At 41.2% G+C, this 22,954-nt stretch carries 20 protein-coding genes; 12 read left to right on the top strand and 8 right to left on the bottom strand.

The features are described 5' to 3' along the window. Positions 1-749: 749 nt before the first annotated feature. Positions 750-1,724 carry an MBL fold metallo-hydrolase gene (locus VXK47_RS09265; protein WP_435548496.1) on the top strand — a complete coding sequence of 325 codons (975 nt, stop codon included), beginning with the start codon at positions 750-752 and terminating at the stop codon, positions 1,722-1,724. A gap of 87 nt (positions 1,725-1,811) precedes the next feature. Then, positions 1,812-2,108: a hypothetical protein gene (locus VXK47_RS09260; RefSeq protein WP_435548495.1), complete on the top strand. Its 297-nt coding sequence runs from the start codon at positions 1,812-1,814 to the stop codon at positions 2,106-2,108. A 463-nt stretch (positions 2,109-2,571) separates the two neighbouring features. Here the strand turns inward: VXK47_RS09260 and VXK47_RS09255 are convergent, their stop codons facing one another. From VXK47_RS09255 to VXK47_RS09245, 3 genes are read right to left on the bottom strand one after another with little or no spacing between them, the layout of a single operon-like run. Further along, on the bottom strand, positions 2,572-3,216 hold the full coding sequence (locus VXK47_RS09255; protein ID WP_435548494.1) for a hypothetical protein: 645 nt from the start codon (positions 3,214-3,216) through the stop codon (positions 2,572-2,574). Further along, positions 3,185-3,487, bottom strand: coding sequence for an FAD-binding protein (locus VXK47_RS09250; RefSeq protein WP_435548493.1), 303 nt, complete (start codon positions 3,485-3,487; stop codon positions 3,185-3,187). Before VXK47_RS09250 ends, VXK47_RS09255 begins: the two co-directional genes overlap by 32 nt. A 2-nt stretch (positions 3,488-3,489) precedes the next feature. Then, positions 3,490-3,756 (bottom strand): hypothetical protein, encoded by a 267-nt coding sequence (locus VXK47_RS09245; RefSeq protein ID WP_435548492.1) that lies wholly within the window; start codon positions 3,754-3,756, stop codon positions 3,490-3,492. 287 nt (positions 3,757-4,043) lie between these two features. On the opposite strand from VXK47_RS09245, the gene VXK47_RS09240 reads away from it, so the two are divergent. Beyond that, the gene (locus VXK47_RS09240) at positions 4,044-5,186 is read left to right on the top strand and encodes a sigma 54-interacting transcriptional regulator (protein WP_435548491.1); all 1,143 of its coding nucleotides are present in this window, start codon (positions 4,044-4,046) and stop codon (positions 5,184-5,186) included. A gap of 296 nt (positions 5,187-5,482) precedes the next feature. On the opposite strand, the gene VXK47_RS09235 is transcribed toward VXK47_RS09240, so the two are convergent. Both VXK47_RS09235 and VXK47_RS09230 read right to left on the bottom strand, forming a co-directional pair. After that, positions 5,483-7,123: an ammonium transporter gene (locus VXK47_RS09235; protein ID WP_435548490.1), complete on the bottom strand. Its 1,641-nt coding sequence runs from the start codon at positions 7,121-7,123 to the stop codon at positions 5,483-5,485. Between the two features lie 23 nt (positions 7,124-7,146). Beyond that, positions 7,147-7,971, bottom strand: a complete 825-nt coding sequence (locus VXK47_RS09230) for a TorF family putative porin (RefSeq protein WP_435548489.1) — start codon at positions 7,969-7,971, stop codon at positions 7,147-7,149. A gap of 591 nt (positions 7,972-8,562) precedes the next feature. Between VXK47_RS09230 and VXK47_RS09225 the strand changes: the two genes are divergently transcribed. From VXK47_RS09225 to VXK47_RS09210, 4 genes are all read left to right on the top strand, one after another. Next, positions 8,563-9,624: a hypothetical protein gene (locus tag VXK47_RS09225; protein WP_435548488.1), complete on the top strand. Its 1,062-nt coding sequence runs from the start codon at positions 8,563-8,565 to the stop codon at positions 9,622-9,624. Between the two features lie 36 nt (positions 9,625-9,660). Beyond that, complete coding sequence (locus VXK47_RS09220) at positions 9,661-9,915, top strand: enoyl-CoA hydratase/isomerase family protein (RefSeq protein WP_435548487.1); 255 nt, start codon at positions 9,661-9,663, stop codon at positions 9,913-9,915. A gap of 375 nt (positions 9,916-10,290) precedes the next feature. Then, on the top strand, positions 10,291-10,950 hold the full coding sequence (locus tag VXK47_RS09215; RefSeq protein ID WP_435548486.1) for a hypothetical protein: 660 nt from the start codon (positions 10,291-10,293) through the stop codon (positions 10,948-10,950). Positions 10,951-11,234: 284 nt separating this feature from the next. Beyond that, positions 11,235-11,516: an N-6 DNA methylase gene (locus VXK47_RS09210; RefSeq protein WP_435548485.1), complete on the top strand. Its 282-nt coding sequence runs from the start codon at positions 11,235-11,237 to the stop codon at positions 11,514-11,516. 297 nt (positions 11,517-11,813) lie between these two features. Here VXK47_RS09210 and VXK47_RS09205 read toward each other — a convergent pair whose 3' ends face one another. From VXK47_RS09205 to VXK47_RS09195, 3 genes are all read right to left on the bottom strand, one after another. Next, positions 11,814-12,089, bottom strand: a complete 276-nt coding sequence (locus VXK47_RS09205) for a type II toxin-antitoxin system RelE family toxin (protein ID WP_435548484.1) — start codon at positions 12,087-12,089, stop codon at positions 11,814-11,816. A 3-nt stretch (positions 12,090-12,092) separates the two neighbouring features. After that, complete coding sequence (locus tag VXK47_RS09200; protein ID WP_435548483.1) at positions 12,093-12,320, bottom strand: antitoxin, RHH family protein; 228 nt, start codon at positions 12,318-12,320, stop codon at positions 12,093-12,095. Positions 12,321-12,858: 538 nt separating this feature from the next. Then, positions 12,859-13,236: a hypothetical protein gene (locus VXK47_RS09195; protein ID WP_435548482.1), complete on the bottom strand. Its 378-nt coding sequence runs from the start codon at positions 13,234-13,236 to the stop codon at positions 12,859-12,861. A gap of 542 nt (positions 13,237-13,778) precedes the next feature. Between VXK47_RS09195 and pstS the strand changes: the two genes are divergently transcribed. The 5 genes from pstS (at position 13,779) to VXK47_RS09170 (ending at position 22,838) form a co-directional block, all read left to right on the top strand. Beyond that, positions 13,779-14,831 carry a phosphate ABC transporter substrate-binding protein PstS gene (gene pstS / locus VXK47_RS09190; protein ID WP_435548481.1) on the top strand — a complete coding sequence of 351 codons (1,053 nt, stop codon included), beginning with the start codon at positions 13,779-13,781 and terminating at the stop codon, positions 14,829-14,831. 11 nt (positions 14,832-14,842) lie between these two features. After that, positions 14,843-17,812 (top strand): PAS domain S-box protein, encoded by a 2,970-nt coding sequence (locus VXK47_RS09185; RefSeq protein WP_435548480.1) that lies wholly within the window; start codon positions 14,843-14,845, stop codon positions 17,810-17,812. A 290-nt stretch (positions 17,813-18,102) separates the two neighbouring features. Further along, positions 18,103-19,884 carry a metallophosphoesterase family protein gene (locus VXK47_RS09180; RefSeq protein WP_435548479.1) on the top strand — a complete coding sequence of 594 codons (1,782 nt, stop codon included), beginning with the start codon at positions 18,103-18,105 and terminating at the stop codon, positions 19,882-19,884. 465 nt (positions 19,885-20,349) lie between these two features. After that, positions 20,350-21,045, top strand: a complete 696-nt coding sequence (locus tag VXK47_RS09175; protein ID WP_435548478.1) for a response regulator — start codon at positions 20,350-20,352, stop codon at positions 21,043-21,045. Continuing rightward, on the top strand, positions 21,042-22,838 hold the full coding sequence (locus tag VXK47_RS09170) for an ATP-binding protein (RefSeq protein WP_435548477.1): 1,797 nt from the start codon (positions 21,042-21,044) through the stop codon (positions 22,836-22,838). The genes VXK47_RS09175 and VXK47_RS09170 overlap by 4 nt, the downstream gene beginning before the upstream one ends. Positions 22,839-22,954 lie beyond the last annotated feature (116 nt).

Below are 22,954 nucleotides of genomic sequence, written 5' to 3'. Positions count from 1 at the left end.
AAATGCCTGCGTAACCGTTCATTGAGTATTGGCTCAAGGATTTTAAATCGTTTTGATATTCTATCTTTTTCCATGAGCTAATCATGGAGCAAATTTGAAAATTATGCAACATAAATGTTATAGTTATTTTATGACAATCTCTAAGTACGGTTTTGTAAATGTTATTCATTGTGTGTAGGTTTAAAAAAGGGGAATTCCCGGATCGGATACGGAAAACCAGTCCCGCTGTCTTTCAACACTCATGAAAAACCGCTTCATGTTCGCCTGCTGCCGGATTCTGAAGGTTTCACCTTCGGGCTATTTGAGGATAACGGATTCCCCGAGGGAGCGCAAAAGCGGGCAAGCGGATAGGACGCTGTCCGCAGCGGAACCTCAAGGCCTATTACAGGGATATGTACCGGACGGAAGCCGCTTTACGTGCCAGCATGGAGGCACAGTGTCACACTTCAGGCCATCGGCGATGCGGTTGATCGGGTATGCTCAGGTCGGCCAATATGATTCATTGTTCCGGGGCTGCTCAGCGTGAGTATAATCGGTGCTCTTATAGCGGCTTTTGTCATTGGCCTTATTGATGCGGTTGTGCCGACTTTTTTACGGTAGAAAAGGTATTTTGCCACCATGTAGTTCTTTACATATTTTAAGCCCCCGCCTGTTACGGTGGGGGCTTAAATGCGAAGTGGAGGTTTGCTTTGACTTACGTATTTTTTAAATATACCATACTATAAGAAATATTAATCCCGAGGTGCATAATGCTGAGTAATCTTCCAATAAAAAGAATACCTCTTCCCACTCCTTTTCCGGTCGGTGATGTCAATGCCTACCTGATTATTTCAGACCCCCTTACCATAATAGATCCGGGCCTTTACTACCAGCCTGCGGAGGATTTCCTGAACAGGTCGCTAAAAGAATCAGGGCTTGAATTAAAAGATATTAAAAGGATAGTTATTACCCACGGGCACCCTGACCACTACGGCATAGCCGGTAAAATACAGAGGGAAGCCGGGTCCGAGGTGCTGGTCAGGGACAGCGAGGTGGAAAAGCTGGAGCTTACTCCCGGGTATATAGAAAATATGCTGAAGACCATGCTAACCACCGGCATTACCAGGGAGGCCCTGAAGATGGACGGGCTGTACCGGGGCGAGGTGCCCTTCACCCATCCTATTGACAGCATCAAAACATATTCAGGAGACTGCCTGCTGGGCTTTGATGGCTTTGAGCTTCGCCTGCTGCACACACCGGGGCACAGCGGAGGCCATACCAGCCTTTTTTGGGAAGATAAGGGGGTGCTCTTTTCCGGGGACATGCTTCTTCCCAAAATAACTGCCATTACACTGATAGATTATGATCCCCGTAAAAAGAACCTGCGGGGCAGGAGCCTTGCGCACATGCTGAAAAGCATGGAGCTGGTGGGAAATATAAATCCTTCACTGTGCCTGCCCGGACACGGGGACCCGGTGTCCGAACCGTCAGCCCTGGCCAGATCCAGGATAGAATTTCATAAAGGCAGGCTGGAGGAAATATATAATATTGTCCCGGCAGGCAGGGAGAGTGCGGCTGCGCCTTACAGTCTGTCCAGGGTCTATTACCCGCACGTAAAGGGCTTTGACATCTTCCTTGCGGTGGTGGAGGTGGTGTCTCACCTGGATTACCTGGCCGATGAGGGAAGGATAGAAGAATATATTGATGAGAAGGGGGTATCCCGCTTTTACCGCCGACAGCATTAAAAAACTGGCAGGAAGCAATCGGCAATCAGGGGCCGGAAGCCAGAGTATTATAAGCTTCCGGCCCGGGCCGGGTTAATTCCCAGATCATTGCAGGGGACAAACCTTTCTATATTCGGTAGCTGGACTGAAAGGGACCCGGCTGGGCTTATCAGATCTGCTGCGCCGGTTATGGCCTGGGGAGGTGACAATGAGGACTATCCCGAGGAGATTACTCCAACATCGCTGGTTACGGCAATGCTGGCTCCTTTCCGGGTCAATTTCAGAAACCCTGCCGATTTGATTGATAAAGGGGTGCCAGCACTGGCGGAATACAGGAAGGTCGCACACAGCCGGCAGCCGCCACAGCTGTGGAACAGGCCCAGACCGGCCAGGAAACCCCTGTAGAGATAACAACTTGCTTTTTATAAAGAAAAATTTTGGCAATTGCAATAGTAAATCGGGCTGAAGCCCGCCTAAACATGTTGGGGTGGGCTTCAGCCCGATAAAAACCGATAAAAAAGAGCGGATAAATTGAAGCGGAATTAGGGTGCTGTTGATTGGATATTGCAGGAATTGGTTATGGCAGGGCTATTTTTGGGCGTAGCCACCCCTTAATCCGCCTAAACTATTTTGAAAAATGCTTAGTTCCAATAGTCATAAGCAGGAATTTGGGAGTCCGAATCGTCGTATGTTAATTCGGGGATATATGGTGGGCTTTCAGGCAGAGGATCGTGATTTCGTGTGTCCCATAGATTTAGATGCCGTAAAATTTTTTGTATGATTTCAGCCTGATCGATTATGGATATGATTTTCATGGGACCTTGACACTTGGGGCACAGCAAGGGATCGACCTCGTAGATTTTTTGAATCAACCGTGCCCTACCGGCAACAGAACATCCAGTCTGACGCCGCCATATTCCTTTAGACCTTTTTCCTCGAATCTTTGATCCATCAGCGCAGCATACTTGTTAAAGAGTCTGGGAAGATCTTCTTTGGGAATATGCGTCTCAAGAAATACCCACATACCTACCGAGGCAAGCTTGCCCATTTCACGATACATTTCTCCGGTACCGGCGGCGCTGGCCTGATGATGAATCTCTTCCGAACCTATTTCACCCCCTGCCGCCTTGCAAACCTCATCTAATACCTTAATCTTGGTTGTTACCTCATCTTCCTCATATCCTCTGGTATAGCATAATAAAACCCAACATGGCTCTTTCATAAATAGCGCCGTAGAATTGGGTGCAAGACCGACAAGATTCGTATAAGGAAATGGCTCTATTGCCATCAATTTGGATATGGCGCTCCAGATGTCATCAAAATTTTTGAAGAGGAAACCTCTTGGTTTGGCAACCGTTTCGAGGGGATAAAGCGCCAGCGTTACTTCGGTCTTAACACCGAATATTCCTCCATCACCGATGAACAAACCGGTCGTATCAGGTGAACCCCCATCGCGCATGAAGGTGGTTTTTCGATGTATGTTAGTTCCAGGCCCTCCTCCGGTTTGAATCACGCCTCCGGTGGGAGTGACCACCTTCATACCCAGTATATGATTCGCATTGGGTCCCTACTACTTGCGTCCGCGTCGACCAGCCTCCACCCATAACTCCGCCTATCAAACCACCGAGTGTATCCGCATAATAGGGCGCCCATACAAGATTTGCATAAAGGCCCCTCTCGGTCAACTTGGTTCCCAGCTCGCATACGCCGATGCCGGCTTCAGCGGTTACCGTCATATTTTCTTCATTGATCTCAATTATTTTGTCCAGCCGTGTGGTGTCCATTACTATACTTCTTCCGGGAATACCTGCCGGAAAACCAAAAATAGAGGCGCCTCCGGGGTATGAGTTATATTTGCCAGTTTGATGATCTCCGATACTTCCTCGGTGCTGCCGGGCCTTACGATTATTCCCGGAATTTTGCCGGGAACCGGACTTGAATCGCGGGAATATGCCCACACAGCAAAGTCGCTATCTGTTGTATATTTCGAACCAACAATCACCGACAATTCACCATACAACGGATGATGTTCTTTGACTCGCATGACATTCATGTTTCACTCCTTTTTATAATTGTAACCTCTCATTACCAGTTCGAACAAATATTATATCCTGATGTTGTATTTTGCCTTATTTTCCTTCATCACTTTGGCTTAAAAGATGTTAATGCTTCTATTAAAGCATAAAGCATGCCATAATATTTATAATTATAAATACAGGTAGTTATATAAATGAGGGAACTATAAATATCAAATATGGCACTTTTATATGTTATATTTGACACTTATTATAATAAAGTGTTAAATAAAATATATCATATTATATTCTATAGGAGATATTCATGTCGATAGATGAAAATTATTTTTTCCGGGAGGCTACGCTGAGAATCTGCGGAAGTCTGGAGATAGAAAAAGCGCTATGGGATTGCTTTATGTACATCCGCAACTATATCCCGGCAGATATCATGCACATTGATCTTTATGATCCGGTAACCGGGCTTGGGGAAGTCATTGCAAAAGCGGATTTAAGCGGAGGAGAACTTACATCCATCAAAAACGTAGCTCCGGAAGGTGTCAGAAAACTTATCGAGGAAATGAGAATAAATCCTCAGATGAGACAGAAGGTTTTTGTGGCAGACCGAATCAGCGATCATCCTATTATGGGGTATATGTCAGAAATTATAGGGCATCCTGATGCAGCATTTATGGCGATCGGGCCAAAACCGGAATGGGATTTTCTTAGCGGTATTCTTGTCGGTAAAAACGGAGGAGAAAAGTACTCCGAAGAACATGTGCGGCTGTTTTCGCTTCTGCACGAACCCTTTGCCATTGCTCTTTCCGATTATCTGCGTTATCGCGAGCTTCTGCGACTCAAGGAGATCCTGGCGGATGACAACCGGTATTTGCAGGAGGAATTACGGCAGCAAACAGGGGAAGAGATCGTAGGCGCACATTTCGGCTTAAAGCAGGTCATGGAAATGGTTAATCAGGTAGCGCCCATGTCCAGTCCCGTTTTATTGTCAGGGGAAACCGGAACCGGCAAGGAGGTCATTGCCACTGCCATTCATAATCTGTCTCCGCTCAAAAACGGTCCCTTTATTAAGGTGAATTGCGGCGCTATCCCGGAATCCCTTATGGACAGTGAGCTTTTCGGCCATGAGAAAGGTGCATTTACAGGAGCATTTTTTCAAAAAAGGGGCCGTTTTGAGCGCGCTCTTATTCTAAACAGAAAAAGACCGCTTGCCTTTGATAATATAGGCTACACCATACCGCGCGCAAACACAATTATACCCGCAACTGAGGCTGCAAGCACTCTCAGTTTTGATCAGGCAAACTCACAAACGATTATAAAAGCTCTCAAAATGGCCGGTGGCCGTGTAGGCGGGGAAAAGGGTGCTGCCAAACTTCTGAAATTAAACCCTTCAACGCTCCGGGGAAAAATGCGAAAGCTTGGCATTCCCTTTGGACGAAAAAGGCATATATGAAAAAACCCTGGTAACCTTGCCGTCTGTGCCGCCATAACAGATTGGAAAAGTGTGCACTAAGAAAAAGCTGCATCTCAGAAGAATCACTTTACGAAGATAAAATCTTATACGCAATATACCGTTTCGTTTAATAGGTAATATCCGGTAAAATATTCTGCTTCTCAACAAATCTCCTTATGCCCCTTTTATCTTCCAAAGCCCTTAACTCCTATAGCATTAAGGGCTTTTTTTACTTTTTCCAACTTGTATGGTTTAATCTGAGCTTCTATTTTTTGATGCCGGAGCCAATTATTTTATCATCTATGAGTTTGCTGTATAGTAAAATCAGGATATGCCGTAACTGCAACCTCAGACTGGTCAAGTCCTGATAATTCCATTTCTGCTGAAGGCCTTAATGGGATAATCTTGTCAAGAATCTTAAAGAAAACATACATAACAACAAAAACAAAAATTATGTTGGTTGCCGTACCAATAACCTGGGCAATAAACTGGGATGCATCGCCGTAAAATAGCCCCCTGACAGTACCGGCCACACCGTTGAAATTATCGCCATAAGTTCCATCGGCAAACAGTCCCAATGCCAAAACACCCCAGGCGCCATTGACGCCGTGCACTGATATTGCCCCAACCGGGTCATCAACTTTCATTACCCGCTCAACAAAAAACACGCTGATGCACAATATAATACCTGCGATAATGCCTATTATTACTGCTGAAACCGAATTCACAAACGCACAGGGTGCTGTGATGGCAACAAGTCCGGCCAAAAAGCCGTTTGCTATCATGGATATATCCGGTTTGCCGTAACGTATCCACATATATGCCATGGAGGAAAAAGAGGCTGCTGCCGATGCAAGCATAGTATTTACCGCTACAACTCCGATTCTTAAGTCGCCGCCTGCAAGAGTGGAACCGGCATTAAATCCGAACCAGCCAAAAGCCAGAATGAAACATCCGGTCAATGCCATAGGAATGTGATGTCCCGGCATAGCGTTTGGCGTGCCGTCGGCTTTGAACTTACCTAATCTGGGACCGAGAACTATTGCTCCGGCAAGCGCGGCAACGCCGCCTGTCATATGAACTACCGAAGAACCTGCAAAATCCACATGGCCATGACCGAGGGCAAAATTTTTACCAAGCTGAGAAAGCCAGCCGCCGCCCCACACCCAGTTTGCATATAAAGGGTAAACAATTCCGGCTATGAAAAATCCATATACAACAAAAGATTTGAATGTCCAGCGCTCAGCCATTGAGCCGGTCGGGATGGTTGCCGTGGTGTCCATAAATACCATCTGAAAAAGAAAGATAGAAAAAACGACAGCATCATAAGTAACGCCGGAAAGAAAAAAGCCCTTTGTGCCGAACAATCCGAAATCTTTTCCAAAAAGATTGATAATAAATTCTCCGTTAAGAACCGTGCCTCCACCAAGAGAGGCAACTCCTCCTACGCCTCCCATCTGTATTGCAAAACCACACATCCAGTATCCGAGCATGCCAATGCCGTAAACCATAAAATTCATTGCCATGGTATGTCCTGCATTTTTAGCTCTTGTAAACCCTGTTTCTGCAAGGGCAAAACCGGCTTGCATGAACATAACGAGAAAACCGCAGAAAAGCATCCATACCATATTGATCGCTATCCGGTTATGGCCGATCACATCAGCTAATTTTACGGCAAGAGGTTCGCTAGAACCCAAATTTTTCATGTCATCTGCTGTCGGTGCGCCTGATGTTGCACCGATCACATCAGCAGCGCCGCCCGTGCCCGCTCCGGTTGGATCCGGCTTTGGCCCGGTTGCCGGGGCAGTGGTTTCCGCCGCAGGTGCAGGTTGGGATATAACTGCCTTGTCTTCAGCCTCATCCCCGGCAAAGAGCATGCCCGAAAATGAGACACACAGCATACATACTAATATGAATAGCGTCATTAATTTTTTCATATATAACCTCTTCATAAATTTTCTTAAAATGTTAATGTGGCGTTTAACCCGCAAACAAAAGTGTCATCAAGTTTTCCGTTAAAGTTGTAGGAATTGCCGTCAATAGTCCTTTTAGCTTTGCCTGAAAGAGGAAACCAATACTGTACCAAGGGCTGTATCACAGCATTTTTTGCAACAGGAATAGTAAACCCGGCCTTGACCATTCCATCATGGAATGCATTGTATTTGTCTCCGGTATATGCGCCGGTTGATCTTTCATAGGTTTTCCAGTAATCGGAACTGCCAACAAAATATCCTGCTGAGGCTCCCATATCCAGGGTGATCTCCTTATAGACAGGAACGGACTGTGATACTGATAAATTTATATAAGTTCCGGTATATTCATTTATATCCTGGTATATAGCCAGCGTCGGGCTTAAAAGAGTATTATAAGTAGTCGAAATAAAAAATTCCTCGGTTTCATTCGCATATTTCGTATTATAATAAATATACCCGCCTGTAAGTGAAAGTTTATCAATATCATATTTATAACATAATGTGAGATCTGTCTCGTTGAAGCTTTTCTCGCCTGGTCTGTCAGGGACAAAAGACTGAGTCGGATGTTCATCAGTATCGATATTTCCCCACATTGAAGCATTAAACCCATTGTAGGAAGCCGTCAAGGTAGGCTGAATAACAGCGCTACGTGCGCTTAACTCATAGCCTCTGAAAATATACCTGTTAAAAACTCCAACCGAAGCGCTTCCTGTTACCTTGTGCTCCTCAGCGGGTTTTTCCGCACCAGCCAGTGATACATATGCCGTCATCATTAAAATAATAATACTTGCCAATAAAAAATACTTTTTCATTTTACCTTTCTCCAACTTAAGTTAGTTTATATAATTATTTTTGTTAACCCGTAAAAAGAACCATGCCTTATTACACACAGTTATGCATGTAAATAACTTGCCCGATAAAATCTCTCTTAATCATCCTCTCCTTTCCCCCCTTTTTTAAATATTACATAAATTTGCTAATGCCCGTGTTTGTCATTCATAAAGCTATAATCGTGCCAATTTCTAACTATTTGATATTGAAGATAAAGTACAAACATATAAATTACATAATTGTTATTATATGATGTATTATTTACATTTATGTATGGAAAGAAGAAAACGACCGGGGTAAAATCTAAAATCGTTTTTCAAATTACATCTCATAAGTATAGTAAGTGTTTATTATTAGCGTTGACCGGAAACCGGATAAATGCTATAAGCTATCCATTCCATTTAAAAAGCATTCTTCACCTTTCCGGTAATTATTGCCAAAATAAAAATAAGCACGCTTTCAGAAAATGAAGAATTAAGGATATAAATGCTCATGCAACACCTGGATATAATAATGAATTTTCCAGACACCTGAACTGTTGTTTAAACAATTCCATATCAGGAGAATAGCTTGTGACATTTTGGAGCGTAAGAGAATCGCTAAGTATGGCAAATAGATTGAGACGTTCATATTATGAGCTTTTAAGAGATGATCTGGATCAGTTTTTGCTTAAATATGCTCTTATTGATTCCTATAATAATTTTCTAAACAAAAACGCCGCCTATCCTTTTGTTGAAAAAAGAGAACTAAAGCCTCGTACCCGAATAAACGACATAGAGTATGAATCTCAGAATACATTTCTAATAATATTTATTGAAGACTCAATTCCTGCGAACCATAAAAAATATATCAGATTCTATGACATAAATAAAACAACTAAGGATAATATAATAAAGTCAAAGACTTTACCTCTTGATTGTGCGTTCGACAGAAGTCAGAAATTTTTTGATTCGGCGCGTTTCTTTGATTTTATGCAGATACTTCTTCCTGTTGATTATGCACTTCTTATTCAAAGAGATCCCGCAAGCAAAACAAACGACAGATATGTTCTGTCACATTTTCACGTCCGGATAGACTGGCCTGTGGTGGAAGCAGCAGAAAATCTCGCGGTTAACCTACGTTATATTTCAAAGGATATTTACGAAAAAGGAGATAAGTACGCTGAAGATATTCAGAAGAAATTCTTTGAATATTATGGTCTTCCCGTGATGGCAGGAGGCAGAAGAACAGCTGCGATAGTGGCTGCACAGTATTTTAAAAGAAATCCCTGTATTACTACTATTTATGTTGGAAGCAGCGGATCAAGATCTCTGACACGTATCTCGGAACGCGGTGTTTCAAAAGCTATATTGATGAAGTTTACTGAAGACGAAATTAATCAGATTGCTGCATCAAACTACATTTCTTATAATTCTTTCAAAAAACATTATGTTGTGGCAAAAGACAAAAAGGATAATATTTGTATATTCCAGGCAATTTATACTTTTACTGACCATGCAAGACCGCCGGATGATGGGAAACTTAGAGAATTAAGACCGGATCTATACTGGCAGGCGGTTGAAGGCCAGTTTATTCTACCAAAACCAAGAGTATGGAAATATCCTCCTCTTCCTTACAATACAATTTATTCTTGATATCCTCTTTAAATGGTTAAAACGGATATCTGTCATATGCATCAAAACAATGATAGTCATACACCGGTTATGGTTAAAAAGCACAAGCATATGCTTACTATTGTTCTCAACCGGCCGGAAGCTCTGAACAGCCTTAACCATAAAATGATCAGCCTGATAAGGATGGCCATAGATGAAGCAAAAGAGGATAATTCTGTCCGGACACTTCTGATCGATAAGGACGATAAGCCAAGGTGTCAACCTGAAAATATCGAACAAGTTGTAAATATAGATTTTCTGAACCTATATTGAATGCCCATCAAAATACATAAGGATCGTATTTCCACTTTTTTCAAAAGTATCCCGTCTATCAACCGGCAAGCCATATACAAAAGCCTAAAATTAAAGCAGCAATCTTTGAGCTATATTTAACCAAATTTTAATTGTTTAATAATAAAATTTAAATAATTGCCCATTATAGTAATTGTCATAAATCAGTTTCGATTGGGTATGGGTACGTATGCTATCCGCAGGAATAAAATCTGCCTTTTATCAACGCTGTCAAATTCACTTACACGAAATCCATACAGCCCCAAAAGAATTTACTCTCACGAAGCAGTTTATCGTATCCGCCTGTAAAAACTATATTAAAAATAGAGTGATGGGTCTGCATGAAAACAAAAAAATATGATAACTAAACTTCATCAAATACTTGCCTGTTTAATTCTGTTTGTTTTATTTCCGGTTTCAGCCCAACCGATTGAAACGGAAACACATCATTATCTGGAAAGGACCGGTTCCAAAACAAGTCCTGTAGAATGGAAATTCGAAAAGGGAGTTGTTCCGAAAATAACCTGGGTTGGATCGGATGAAACCATAACAACCTGGAGCAATCCATCATTGGAAACAGTTAAATGGGTAGTAGATAAACCGGGTCAGAATACGCTTATTACCGTTCAAAGAACAAATAATGATCTGATAATAAACGGCGTTTTAAAGGGCAGTCCTTTAGAAAAGAAGGTAAAAATTGACAATTTGCCCTGGTTTCAGGCAATTTCTATCTCTTTAAGACCATTCATAATTTCAAAAGATTCCGCTCTTGAGTTCTGGACATTTCAACCGGACACGCTTAAGATTTATAAGCTAAGGGCATTAAAAGTATCTGCGGATGTCCTGAAAATAAACAGTAATACCATCAAAGCTCAAAAGGTTAAGATCAGTCTGACAGGGATTTTATCGGTTTTTGGTGAATGCTTTTATTGGTTCACAAAAGATGATGGCGTGTTTATCAGATACGAAGGGCCTGGTACTTCTCCGGAAAAGAAAGTCACTGTTGAAATGAGATAGCAGTTTTATTGCTTAAATATAGCCTTTTGTTTTCTTTTTATCTTGAATTTTGAACCTTTATCCCCTCCTTTTTGCTTACAAACTTATCAACTATGAACTCATGAACTTATAAGCTGTATTCTCCTTTCTATAGAACCTGTTTGATTTAAAATAATTATTGGTGTAAAGAATAGGCCATTCAAAAAAGGTAAACCCGGATATCAAAGACTATGTATATTAAACATTGAGTCACTGAAACAAACAGCAGTAATTTCTGCCAAATATGCTTTACAGCAAAATATTATATGATAACAAAATCCTTGCATACACTTGACCATGTTCGTAAATCATTTAACGGTGTAACCAGCAGAACATCCCGTTCCAAGATTGGTCAGTTTTTGACACCAGCAGCTATAGCTCAGTTTATGTCTTCCATGTTTGAAAGAGGGCCTCAGCAGGTGAGAATTATGGACCCTGGTGCAGGGACGGGTGTGCTTTTTGCTGTGTGCGTTGAAACATTGGTTCTCCAAAAAATTCGCCCTCTTTCCATAAATGGGAAGTATTTGGGACGGGTATTGATATATTGATAAACATGTTATTATTCCGCGGTCTTAGGGTAGCAAGGATAACCGCATTTGGATTTAATATATTCTTTGATGGTTATATAAAAATCCACAAACCGTCATGCCGGACTTGATCCGGTATCCGGAACCCAATGAATTTACTGGTTAGCGCTAAAGCTTCACTGCGTGCCCGGCCTTCGCCGGAATGACGAAAAGGGGTAATTCCCGGTTTTAAACGAATACAAAAAATAATAATTTAATCGAAGTAAATTTTAGATAAAATCCAAATGCGCTTACCCTGCCATCGTTTCCCCAAATTTTTTACATCCCCGCGCCAATTTCCATATAAACCGATTTCCGATGCCTGATACCAAGAATCCATACCTCGGACTCTACTATTTTGAATACTACCCGGTAATCACCAACACGCAGCTTCCAATATCCTTTTAGTGACTTTCGCAAAGGTACTCCATAGTCTTGAGGCGCTGTCTGCAAACGTTCTTCTATAGCCTTACGGATCCTGTCTTTTATTTTTCGATCAATAAGCGGCAAATCCTCAACGCGAACTGCAGGATGATAGTGCAATGTAAAAGGCATGGTTCATTCCCACACATCTTCATGCGAAAGTGCTTTTTTTCTGTCGAATGTCTTTATTCGTGAATCTGCAAAAGCTGCAAGTGCTGCATCTTCCCGTAATTCAATTGCTTCCCGGATAAGATCACGAGCGATGGTGGACATGGAAACACCTTCACTGGCTGCAAGATCATGCATTATGTTGTAAAGCGGTGTCTCTACAACAATATTTACTCTTGGATTTTTAGTGGGCATTGTTTTTCTCCTTTTGGAATAAGTGTAACGCTTATGATGCACCTTGTCAAGACGAAGAATTGTTTTCCTAAAATAAATTAAACTCTTTGACAAACAAACCCCTTTTTTTGATGTTTATGGCAATGTAAAACTATGAGTTCCGGCAATGTAAAATTATGAATCCATTTTGAGTTGTTTAACGGTCTTTCGTTCTAATATTGGTAATAGTTTATAAGCCAAGCAAATTAGGATGGAGGATAGAAAGGTGGTCAGAATGGATGAGACAAATAAAATCAGGAAATTATATTTTTCAGATGGGATAACCCGGAAATTTATGTTATGGAAACGCTTTTATTCCATAATATAAATTTCCAGGAAAAGAGATGATAATTGAACTTATCTTTAACTTAACTCAACTGTGGAAACTCATAATTATAAATTTCCGAATGTCATAAAAATAGATTGCCGAAAACTATTCACCTATCTGAAACCAAAATAAGTGGTTTTCCCCTAATCAAGGCTTTGCGCTTGCCTGATACCGGCATTATACTGAAATGCTTTAAGAGTCCGGCAAAATATATTCTTTTAAGAAATGATCCAGCAGGATTATTTGGGTGGAAGTCATTTTACCTATTTGTATTTTTAGTTGCCTTATTGGCTGCGAACTGAGTGAAACCTTGCTGTCGGTTTTCAAATAACCGCTTGATTGAACCGACACATTGCTTAAATAGAAATCATAGGCCGACGAAAAGATATCTATTTTAACCGGGCGTTTCAGCGGTTTGTCATTATCAGCACACCGGAAAACTAATCCACCTTCATTTATTTCTTTGATTTGTCCGATCTTATTGCCAGGTGTAAGAGCTGCACGTACTCCTTTCTTTAATCTGAATCGTTTGTGTTTTCTTCCTTCAAGAAAAATATGTTCGTTGCTCATAAAAATACCTCCCGATTGTATAAAGTATTATTATTGAAAACATTAACTTGTCGATTGGAAAACCTCAGAGCTGTTAACCACTTTAACCACTGAATCATTTCATTTATATAAAAATACGGTTAGAAATTTGTTAATAAAACAGATGTAAACACCGGAATGTTAAATATGGGGGGATCAGAAAATCTTAATCAAAAGCTAACAAAATTTTAGTATTTTTCAAATATAATTTTGAAATAAAGACGTGCGGATTAAAAATCGATCCCAATGGGGACTGATGTAGTGTAATCCCTGAAAGGAAATAATTTGCCTCATCATTTTAGAGGACTATATACGGTTTCTTCTTTATTAATCAATGCGTTGGTATCTGCCCTGTGTTTCGTTCTTTGGCTTCCCGATACTTTACATAGTTACTTATCCTTTCCGAATCCAAATACTATATTACCACACTATCAACCGAACAAAAAAGTAAATGTCTGTTGATCTGTGGCCTTGCTCAAAGGACAAAAGTTTCTATTTTTTACTGAAATTAAAAAGGTATAGGTATGTATAAAATTATCATTACAATTATTATTTTTGGAATATCGCTTTTTCAAAATACGGCGCTTGGAGCAAATATTATTATAAAAGGGGCAGGAGCTACTTTTCCATATCCGCTTTATAAAACCTGGGTTGAAACCTACTATAATAAAACCGGCATTCGAATCGATTATCAGGCAGTAGGTTCGGGGTCTGGCATTAAACAACTTTTTAATGGAAAAGTTGATTTCGGAGCCACGGATGCCTATCTCTCAGATGCTGAATTGAAAAAGGCTCCCGGTCAGATCCTCCACATACCAACTTGTGTGGGAGCTGTGGCTATTTGTTACAACCTGCCTTTGGGAGGTCATTTTAAGAGTATTCTCAAAATGACCCCTGAGCTTCTGTCCAAAATATTTATGGGTAAAGTTACTAATTGGTCGAATAACGAAATAAGCCGTATAAACCCGGGAATTGATTTTCCGGATACTAAAATTACTATTGTACATCGGTCGGAAGAAAGCGGCACAAATTTCGTATTTACAAATTATCTATCCAAGGCGAGTCGTGAATGGAAAGATAATATCGGTTGTGGGAAAACTGTCAGATGGCCGGTTGGCATTGGCGTTGAAGGTAATCCCGGTGTGGTTAATTATCTTAAGAAGATACCCGGTAGCATCGGCTATGTTGAATTAACATGGGCTAAAAAAAATCAAATGCCGGCGGCTATGATCCAAAACCGTAAAGGCAATTATATTGAACCGACTCTTAAATCTCTTTCAGAGGCCGCGAAAATAGATCTTCCATCGGATACAAGGGTTCTGATTACCGATACTGATGCACCTGAAGGCTACCCTATCAGCTCATTTACCTGGCTTATTTTTTATAAGGAACAGGCAAATAATCAGAGAAACAGAGAGGAAGCGGCAGCCCTCTTAAAGTTCCTTTTATGGGCCATCAAAGATGGTCAGCATTTTAATAAAACGCTTCATTATGCAAAACTTCCTGAAGAAGCTGTCTCTTATGCAGAAAAAATCATTAAAAGTATTACTTATGGTGAAATACCGATTGTGGATTGATGGAGAATATTTTGATAAAAGTAATAAATAAACAAATAAATTTTGTTAAATCAGGATGTATTTTAATTTTGCTTTGTTTGTTTCCCTTGTTTAACGCACAAGCATTGGATAGGCAGGAAAAGATCGTGAGAGTCGGGATTATAGACTTTGATCCCCTCTGCTCAATTGAAAAGCCAGGCCGCAGCGAAGGACTTTTTGTTTCAATATTGAAAAATATTGCTGCTAAGGAACATTGGAATCTGCGTTTTATCCCATGTGAGTTACATAATCAATTTGATTACTTAGATTCAAACAGGGCTGATTTGGTTTTGGCCGCCACCTACTCAAAAGAAAATGCCATTAAGTACGAATTCACCCGTGAAACGATCATCTCCACATGGGGGCAGATATATACGGGAACCGGAAAAAATATTAAATCCATATTAGAGCTTGAAGGCTATTCAGTTGGTATGTTAGCCAATGATCCATATGGCCGGGAACTCAGGAAAATGATTAAGGGATTAAACATCAACTGTGAATTTATTGAATTTAAGCACTATGATGAAATCTTTCAGGCTCTTGAAAATGGTTGGATTGATACAGGTATGGTTGACCGTATTTATGCTTTTCTGCATCAGGGTGAATATAAAGTGAAAAGCACTACAATTATATTATCCCCGGTAGAATTGAGGTTTGCAGCGCCCCAACAAGGCGGCCGCAATATCATAACTGCTATAGATTATAACTTAAATCTAATGAAAAAAAATCCCGGTTCTATCTATTATAAACTTCTTGACCAGATTTTAGCAAGCTCGAAAGATTACGCTATTCCGTCCTGGTTACTATCTTTACTGGGCATGGGATCAATACTTCTGGTGATCTCTGCGATACTGACTTTTTTGTTAAGAAAGCAGGTTCTGAAAAAAACAAAGCTGCTTTATGAGAAAAATGATGAACTAAGCAGAGAAATAGAAGAAAGAATGGCGGCTCAAAAAAAACTTCAGGAATCTGAGCAGCGATATAGAAGCGTTTTTGAAAACACCGGAACGGCGATAATTATTATAGAAGAAGACACAACCATATCTATCGTTAATTCTGAGTTCGAAAAGCTCAGCGGATATAAAAAAGGAGATATCGAAAGGAAAATGAGCTGGATGCAGTTTGCAGCTGCTGATGATCTTGACAGAGCAAAACGGCACCGCCAAATGAGAATAGAGGGTTCGGCGGATGTTCCGTCCGAAGATGAATTCAGATTGACCGGAGCTGCCGGGACCGAGAAAGTCGTTTTGATCAAAGTGGGGACGATTCCCGGAACAGGCCTGACTATCGCATCTTTATTGGACATCAGTTCCCGGAAAATGGCTGAAGAGGCCCTGCGTGAAAGCGAAAAAAGATTAAAAATGATTCTTGATTCTGTTTATGCCGGTATCATGATCGTCAATGCCGGCAATTTCAGAATCATTGAGGCTAATTCAACGGCTGCTGATATGATCGGAATTCAAAAGCATCAGTTAGTCGGAAAAATTTGCAGCGACTATTTAAGCAGCGGCAATGATGATAATTGTCCAATAATAAATCAAAATATAAAAACCTATCATATGGAAGGCTTGCTGAAAACCGCAAATGGTCAAACCATTCCGATTCTTAAAACAGTCACACCTGTCTATTTAGGTGGTGTCAAATGTTTTCTTGAAACTTTTATAAATATCAGAGAATTAAAAACAGCGCAGGAAGAAAAAATCATTTTGGAATCAAGACTCTCCCAGGCGCAAAAGCTTGAAGCTATAGGAACCCTTGCAGGTGGTATAGCCCATGATTTTAACAATACATTGTGTATGATAATGGGGTATGCCGATTTGGCTATTTTAGATGCTCCTAAATGTAACTCATCGATGAAAGACTATCTTGAAGGTATTCTTGTAGGATGCAACCGTTCAAAAGAAGTGGTAAAACAAATCCTTACTTTCAGCCGGAAAGGAAATCAGGAATTAAAAAATGTACTGATTTACCCTGTAATCAAAGAAGCTCTGAAATTTCTGAGATCAACACTGCCCAGCACTATTGAAATAAAGCAATCCGTTTCAACGGAAAACAATATGGTTCTGGCTGATGCAACACAGATTCACCAGGTCCTTATGAACTTATGCACCAACGCACTGCATGCCATGGATCCCGGCGGTGGAACGCTTGAGGTTAAATTGAATACTGTGGTGATTTCAGAAGAAAACCATTCCTCTTATCAAGATGTAGCAACAGGCCGCTATCTCATGCTCTCCGTAAGTGATACAGGATGCGGGATGAGCCGGGAAGTCATGAATAGAATTTTTGACCCGTATTTCACAACCAAGGATAAAACAAAGGGTTCCGGCCTGGGATTGTCAGTTGCTCATGGCATTATCAACAGCCATGGCGGCAAAATCCTTGTAAGGAGCCGGCAAGGCCATGGAAGTACTTTTCATGTATTGCTTCCGCTGGTTGAGACCGGGGAGAGATTAGAGGATGATAACCCGGTGGATATACCCGGAGGTAGTGAGAATATACTTCTGGTGGATGATGAAAAAGAGCTTGCATCAGTAGAAAAAAAGATGTTGGAAGTATTGGGCTATCATGTAACGAAAACCACAAATGCGATGGATGCCCTGGAAATTTTTAAGGAAAATGCAGACATCTTTGATCTGGTTATAACGGATATGACCATGCCTTTTATGACAGGGATTCAATTATCAAAAGAGATCTTTCGAATACGTCCTGAAATTCCGGTTGTATTATGTACCGGATTTAACGAACACATAAGCAGTGAAAAATCTTTTGAAATAGGTATCAGCGATTTTATTATGAAACCGTATGATATGCGCAAACTTGGCAGTTCAATTCGAAGAGTTTTAGATGAACAAAGCGGTGTTGTTGACAAAATAAAAAAAGTTCCAATTTATAAGTCCTGCCCGGAAAACACTATGGGACATGATTATAAATCACTTCAGAATGCCATGTTTGGCACATAATAGAAGCGTCTTATAAATCCAAAATTCAAAAATAATCCTTCCGGGTTCGTTTCGCCTTTTGCTAAGGCCCAATTTTTTCTTATTCTCAAGGTCAACATGAAAAATTAACACAAATTTTATAAATCGCTCATAGATTTCTAATAAAAATATTCCAAAGTTGATTAGGTTTAATTCGCAGATGATCAAAAAAAAGGGGGTGGTGGCACGTTAAAAATACAGATAGTGCTTTAGAATTTATGAGGAAAAAATAGAAAAACCTATCATTAAAATCTTAAGAGGAGGATCATAAGATGAAAAAAATGTTTTGCAAGATATCGGTTATCCTGATGCTCGCAGTCTTGATAGCGGTTGGATCAGTCTCTGCAGAACCATGGAAATTCGGAGTCATCTCCGACACTCAATGGACCAAAGCGGATGACGGGAAAAATCCTAATACCTGCGCTGCAGACATCATCAAACAGGTTGACCAACAGTTTATCGCCAGTGGTGTGAAACTTGTCGTTCACGTCGGTGACATGGTGGATTCCGGCAGTCAGATCAATGACTACACCCGGGCGCTTTATGCCCAGGATTTATATAACGCGGGCATCGGTTTTTATCCCTTACGCGGCAACCACGAAGCGGCCCATGGATCATATCTGGACTCCGGCGCGGATTACAGGTATGCTTACCCGCAGATCGTGCCAGGGCCTGACGCAGGCGTGAACAATGACACTCCTGGCGACATCACATCAGCTATTATTCCGGCTGCCGACTTAAATCCCATCACAGGCAATCCACCGGCAGACAAGACCAACCCGAATACCTTTACCGCAGGTGCAGACTTTTCAGCCCCTGATGCCGTCAATGCATATACCGGCGGCGTTTCTTACTCATTTCGATATAATAACGCAACATTTGTACTTCTTGACCAGTTCAAATCTCCGGACTATTACACAAGCTACGTTCCCGATCAGCAACCCTGGATAGACGAAACCCTTTTAAACCGTCCGGCTCATACCCATGCTTTTGCCTTTACCCACAAGAATATCCTGGGAGGCAATCACAAAGACAATATGTTTGGCGGACAGGTCACACCAAACGATCCGGGTGACGGTTACGGTTTAGATATTGCTTTACTCTCCCCTGCTGAAAAAGCCGCACTGGAAGCCAAGCAGGATGCCGAGAACGCCTTTTTTGCATCTATGCAGGATAACTTAGTAAAGTATGTTATATCCGGCCACGATCACCACCACTATAATTCAGTTGTTACAAGTCCTGATGGCTTGAGCAAGGTACACCAACTCATTACCCAGTCCGACAGTTCCAAGTTCTATACTCCCGGCCTCCCTGTATCGGCAAACGACGTTCCGGTTGAACAGGATCTTAGCAAAATCGGGTATTACATTTTCACAGTGGACGGACCACGTGTGACCATCGACTATTATGCCGACGATCACGATGACTGGACAGGTTCCAGTCCGGTAACTACTCCCACCCTCAACTTTTCAAAACGCTCCTCAACAGGTTACAGCTTAAACGGAAAAGAAAATATCGTCGCTCAGGGCGCATCTTACGTAATGACAGATAACACAAGCATCGCCCGTTCCATGGAACACGGTTTCGCAGGCACTTCGATGGCTATCCTCGACGGCATCAACGGCAGCACTGCTACGACCAACTATGGCAAAGCCACCGAAAAAGCCGTCAACACAGGCTGGGCTCCTCAAAACATGAGAACCGGAAAACATTGTGACGATCCTGCGAGCGACATCCTTATTCTTTGGGGTATGGCTGATCTCGGGACTGAGCAAACAGATGTATATACTCTTTCGATGAGCTATGACCATCATAAATTGCTCCCCATCCAACTCGGAAAAGGCATGTTAGGCCTCGCAACAAAAAATGAGAACGGTGAATGGGTAAATGCAGTTGATATGAACTCAGGCGGCGCCAAGAAATTCATTCTTGGTCCATGGAAACCCGGCTACAAACTTGGCACATATGGTATTAACCTGAAAACACATACCGCTTGGGCAGTTATTGACCGCGCCGGTGATTTCGCCGTTGCAGGGTTCAGGCACTTTCGGTAGGATTGTTTGCAGCAGGAATCGGAAAGCCAACATATTCGTCAGAAGCGATTTATAGAAAAAAAAGAAGCCCGTGAGTTTTCACGGGCTTGCTTTTTATGAATCAGATAACAGATTTAAATACGAATTCTTAATTTTAGGAGTTTTGATATATTAATGCGCTTTACTTTCATATTTTATATAACAGTCCATCATTTAGTAGTATTACACCAGATAACCGGATGAACACCTCTATATAATCAACTGAACCTCTATTCTGATATTTTATCTTTTTGAGAAATCGTCTGTTTAATGAATATTCTTCAATAATGTTTTTTATTTACCTGCTAACAATAATCTAACAATTGTGTGAAAATATATCAGAAAAAGAAATTGTTTTGCCTTTAATTTATTTTAATATAGAATAGTTATTGATAAGCAATTGAATATTAACTTATTTATAGATCATTACTTTTACAGAAGGCTGTTATGAGCAATATCAGAATACTGGTGGTTGATGATGAGGAAGATATTACCGAGCTGATAAGATATAATCTGGCATCAGACGGCTATACGGTAAAATGTGCCTATTCGGGAGAAGAAGCCGTAAAACTTGCAATGTCAGAGCCGTTTGATCTGATAGTTCTGGATCTGATGCTTCCCGGAATCGGCGGCATAGATGTAGCAAAAAGGCTTAGATCCGTACACAATACTATAAATATTCCCATAATTATGCTGACGGCTAAAAGCGAAGAGACTGATATTATTTCAGGCCTCACGCTTGCTGATGATTATGTTACCAAACCTTTCAGCCCCAAAATTCTCAGTGCTAGAATAAGCGCGATTCTTCGCAGAATAAATGACAGTTCTGATGATGCTTCCGATGATAAAATCATCAAGCGGGGCGATATAGTGATTCATACGGGAAGGCGCAGAGTAGAAGTATGCGGTGAACCGGTGGAGCTTTCCTTTTCAGAGTTCCAGATTCTTATAATGCTGAGCAAACGCCCGGGATGGGTGTTTAGCCGTTCCCAAATAGTTGATACGGTTCATGGCGAAGATTATCCGGTAACGGATCGCAGCGTGGATGTTCAGATTGTCGGGCTTCGAAAAAAGCTTGGCTCTTGCGGTCGTTATATAGAAACAGTTCGTAGCGTTGGCTATCGGTTCAAGGAGAAGCTATGAAAAAGCGTTATCCTCTTTTTATAAAATTATATCTGCCTTTTCTGTTGATAGTGCTTGTACCTCTTTTTATTGAAAGCAAATATACGGACTTTTCGATGCGCCGTTTTTTTTTAGAGCAGGTTGCCGACAGCCTTGAATCCACAGCCAATCTTTTGAAAGAAAACACTGCGAGCCTTATTCCGGATGAAGATCAAAGCACAGAAGTAAATAAAAACATTGATATGCTGTGTAAACAGGCTGGGAAATCTTCAGAAAAACGTATTACAGTCATATCGGCTTCCGGGAAGGTTTTGGGTGATTCTGAAAAATATCCGGACAAGATGGAAAACCACTCTGACAGACCTGAATTTGTTAAGGCAATGACAGGAGAAACAGGTGTTTTCACACGGTATAGTGATACCCTCCGGCAGACAATGATGTATCTGGCCATACCGATAACTGAAAAAGGGAAATTCGCGGGAGTAATACGGGCTTCTGTAAGCATAAGTGAGATTGACCGGCAACTGGATACAATCAAGAAGCGTTTGTTTTTTGGCATGATACTGGTTTCCTTATTTGCCGCTTTTGCCGCTTTTTTGTTTTCACGGCGTATCAGCCAGCCGCTGGAAAGGATTCACGAAGGGGCTGAACATTTTGCAGAAGGTGATTTAAATTACCGTTTGTCCGTATTTGACTCATCTGAAACCGAATTACTGGCAAGAACCATGAACGATATGGCTTCAAACCTAAACGATAGAATGCAGACTATAATCAGTCAGCAAAAAGAAATTGAGGCAATCCTTTCAAGCATGACCGAAGGTCTTGTTGCAGTTAATATGGAAGAAAAAATTATCAACGTAAATTCATCCGTTGCCCGGATGTTTCACCGGCCGGCATCTGAATTGATAAACAGAAGCGTTCAGGAAGTTGTCAGAAATCCGGAGCTTCATCAATTTGTCAGAAAGGCTTTTCTGGATGAAAGCCCTCACGAAACAGATCTGTCTTTTCATTTCGACGGTGAAACTTTGTTAAACATCCGAAGTACTCCGCTTAAAAATGCAGGTGGGGACCGCATAGGGTTTCTTTTTATTTTAAATGACGTTACCCGTTTGAGACACCTTGAAAATATGCGCCGCGATTTTGCAGCAAATGTTTCGCATGAAATCAAGACACCCCTTACAGCCATTAAGGGCTTTACGGAAACGCTTAAAGCAGGGGCATTGAACAAACCGGAAGAAGCGTTCCGGTTTGTGGGGATCATTGAAAATCACACCAACAGGCTTATTTCAATTATTGATGACCTGATGAAACTATCTTTCATAGAACAAAACTCAGCGGGTCAGGAAATTGCTTTAATGGATTGTATGATACGCCCGATACTGCTTTCCGCCATTCAGATATGCCGTTTAAAAGCTGATGAGAAAAAGATAAAAATTGTCTGTATTTGCGACGAGGGGCTTTCGGCAAAAATAAATGCGGCGCTGATTGAGCAGGCATTTGTAAATCTTATTGATAATGCAATCAAATACAGCGAGCCGGAAACAAGTGTTGAAATAGAGGCGTTAAAAAGTGAAACCGGGATTACCATCGTTTTCCGTGATCATGGCATAGGGATCAGTTCCGAACATATTCCACGGTTGTTTGAGCGATTTTACCGTGTTGATGCATCAAGAAGCCGGAAGCTTGGTGGAACCGGACTTGGACTTGCAATAGTAAAGCATATTGTAAATGCCAATGGTGGGGATATCAGTGTTGAAAGCAAGCCGGGAAAAGGCAGCAGTTTTTGCATACAAATCCCAAACAAAGCACAATAAATATTAAATGAAATATTCATAATACCCTAACAATTTTCTAACAAATGCGATTTATAGTTTCAGAATAACAGAAAAACAAATGAGGCAATTGCAAAACGCCCCATTTTGGCCGATCT

It is taken from the genome of Desulfobacterium sp. N47 (assembly GCF_051233685.1).
GTDB lineage: Bacteria > Desulfobacterota > Desulfobacteria > Desulfobacterales > RPRI01 > RPRI01.
This window is presented reverse-complemented; position numbering and strand designations above follow the sequence as displayed.

Bases quoted from the DNA above. Each gene is read 5' to 3' on its own strand.
- VXK47_RS09235 (WP_435548490.1), bottom strand. From the start codon at position 7,123: ATGAAAAAATTAATGACGCTATTCATATTAGTATGTATGCTGTGTGTC.
- pstS (WP_435548481.1), top strand. From the start codon at position 13,779: ATGTATAAAATTATCATTACAATTATTATTTTTGGAATATCGCTTTTT.
- VXK47_RS09180 (WP_435548479.1), top strand. From the start codon at position 18,103: ATGAAAAAAATGTTTTGCAAGATATCGGTTATCCTGATGCTCGCAGTC.
- VXK47_RS09175 (WP_435548478.1), top strand. From the start codon at position 20,350: ATGAGCAATATCAGAATACTGGTGGTTGATGATGAGGAAGATATTACC.
- VXK47_RS09265 (WP_435548496.1), top strand. From the start codon at position 750: ATGCTGAGTAATCTTCCAATAAAAAGAATACCTCTTCCCACTCCTTTT.
- VXK47_RS09200 (WP_435548483.1), bottom strand. From the start codon at position 12,320: ATGCCCACTAAAAATCCAAGAGTAAATATTGTTGTAGAGACACCGCTT.
- VXK47_RS09220 (WP_435548487.1), top strand. From the start codon at position 9,661: ATGCATCAAAACAATGATAGTCATACACCGGTTATGGTTAAAAAGCAC.
- VXK47_RS09170 (WP_435548477.1), top strand. From the start codon at position 21,042: ATGAAAAAGCGTTATCCTCTTTTTATAAAATTATATCTGCCTTTTCTG.
- VXK47_RS09250 (WP_435548493.1), bottom strand. From the start codon at position 3,487: ATGGACACCACACGGCTGGACAAAATAATTGAGATCAATGAAGAAAAT.
- VXK47_RS09230 (WP_435548489.1), bottom strand. From the start codon at position 7,971: ATGAAAAAGTATTTTTTATTGGCAAGTATTATTATTTTAATGATGACG.
- VXK47_RS09245 (WP_435548492.1), bottom strand. From the start codon at position 3,756: ATGAATGTCATGCGAGTCAAAGAACATCATCCGTTGTATGGTGAATTG.
- VXK47_RS09205 (WP_435548484.1), bottom strand. From the start codon at position 12,089: ATGCCTTTTACATTGCACTATCATCCTGCAGTTCGCGTTGAGGATTTG.
- VXK47_RS09215 (WP_435548486.1), top strand. From the start codon at position 10,291: ATGATAACTAAACTTCATCAAATACTTGCCTGTTTAATTCTGTTTGTT.
- VXK47_RS09210 (WP_435548485.1), top strand. From the start codon at position 11,235: ATGATAACAAAATCCTTGCATACACTTGACCATGTTCGTAAATCATTT.
- VXK47_RS09240 (WP_435548491.1), top strand. From the start codon at position 4,044: ATGTCGATAGATGAAAATTATTTTTTCCGGGAGGCTACGCTGAGAATC.
- VXK47_RS09195 (WP_435548482.1), bottom strand. From the start codon at position 13,236: ATGAGCAACGAACATATTTTTCTTGAAGGAAGAAAACACAAACGATTC.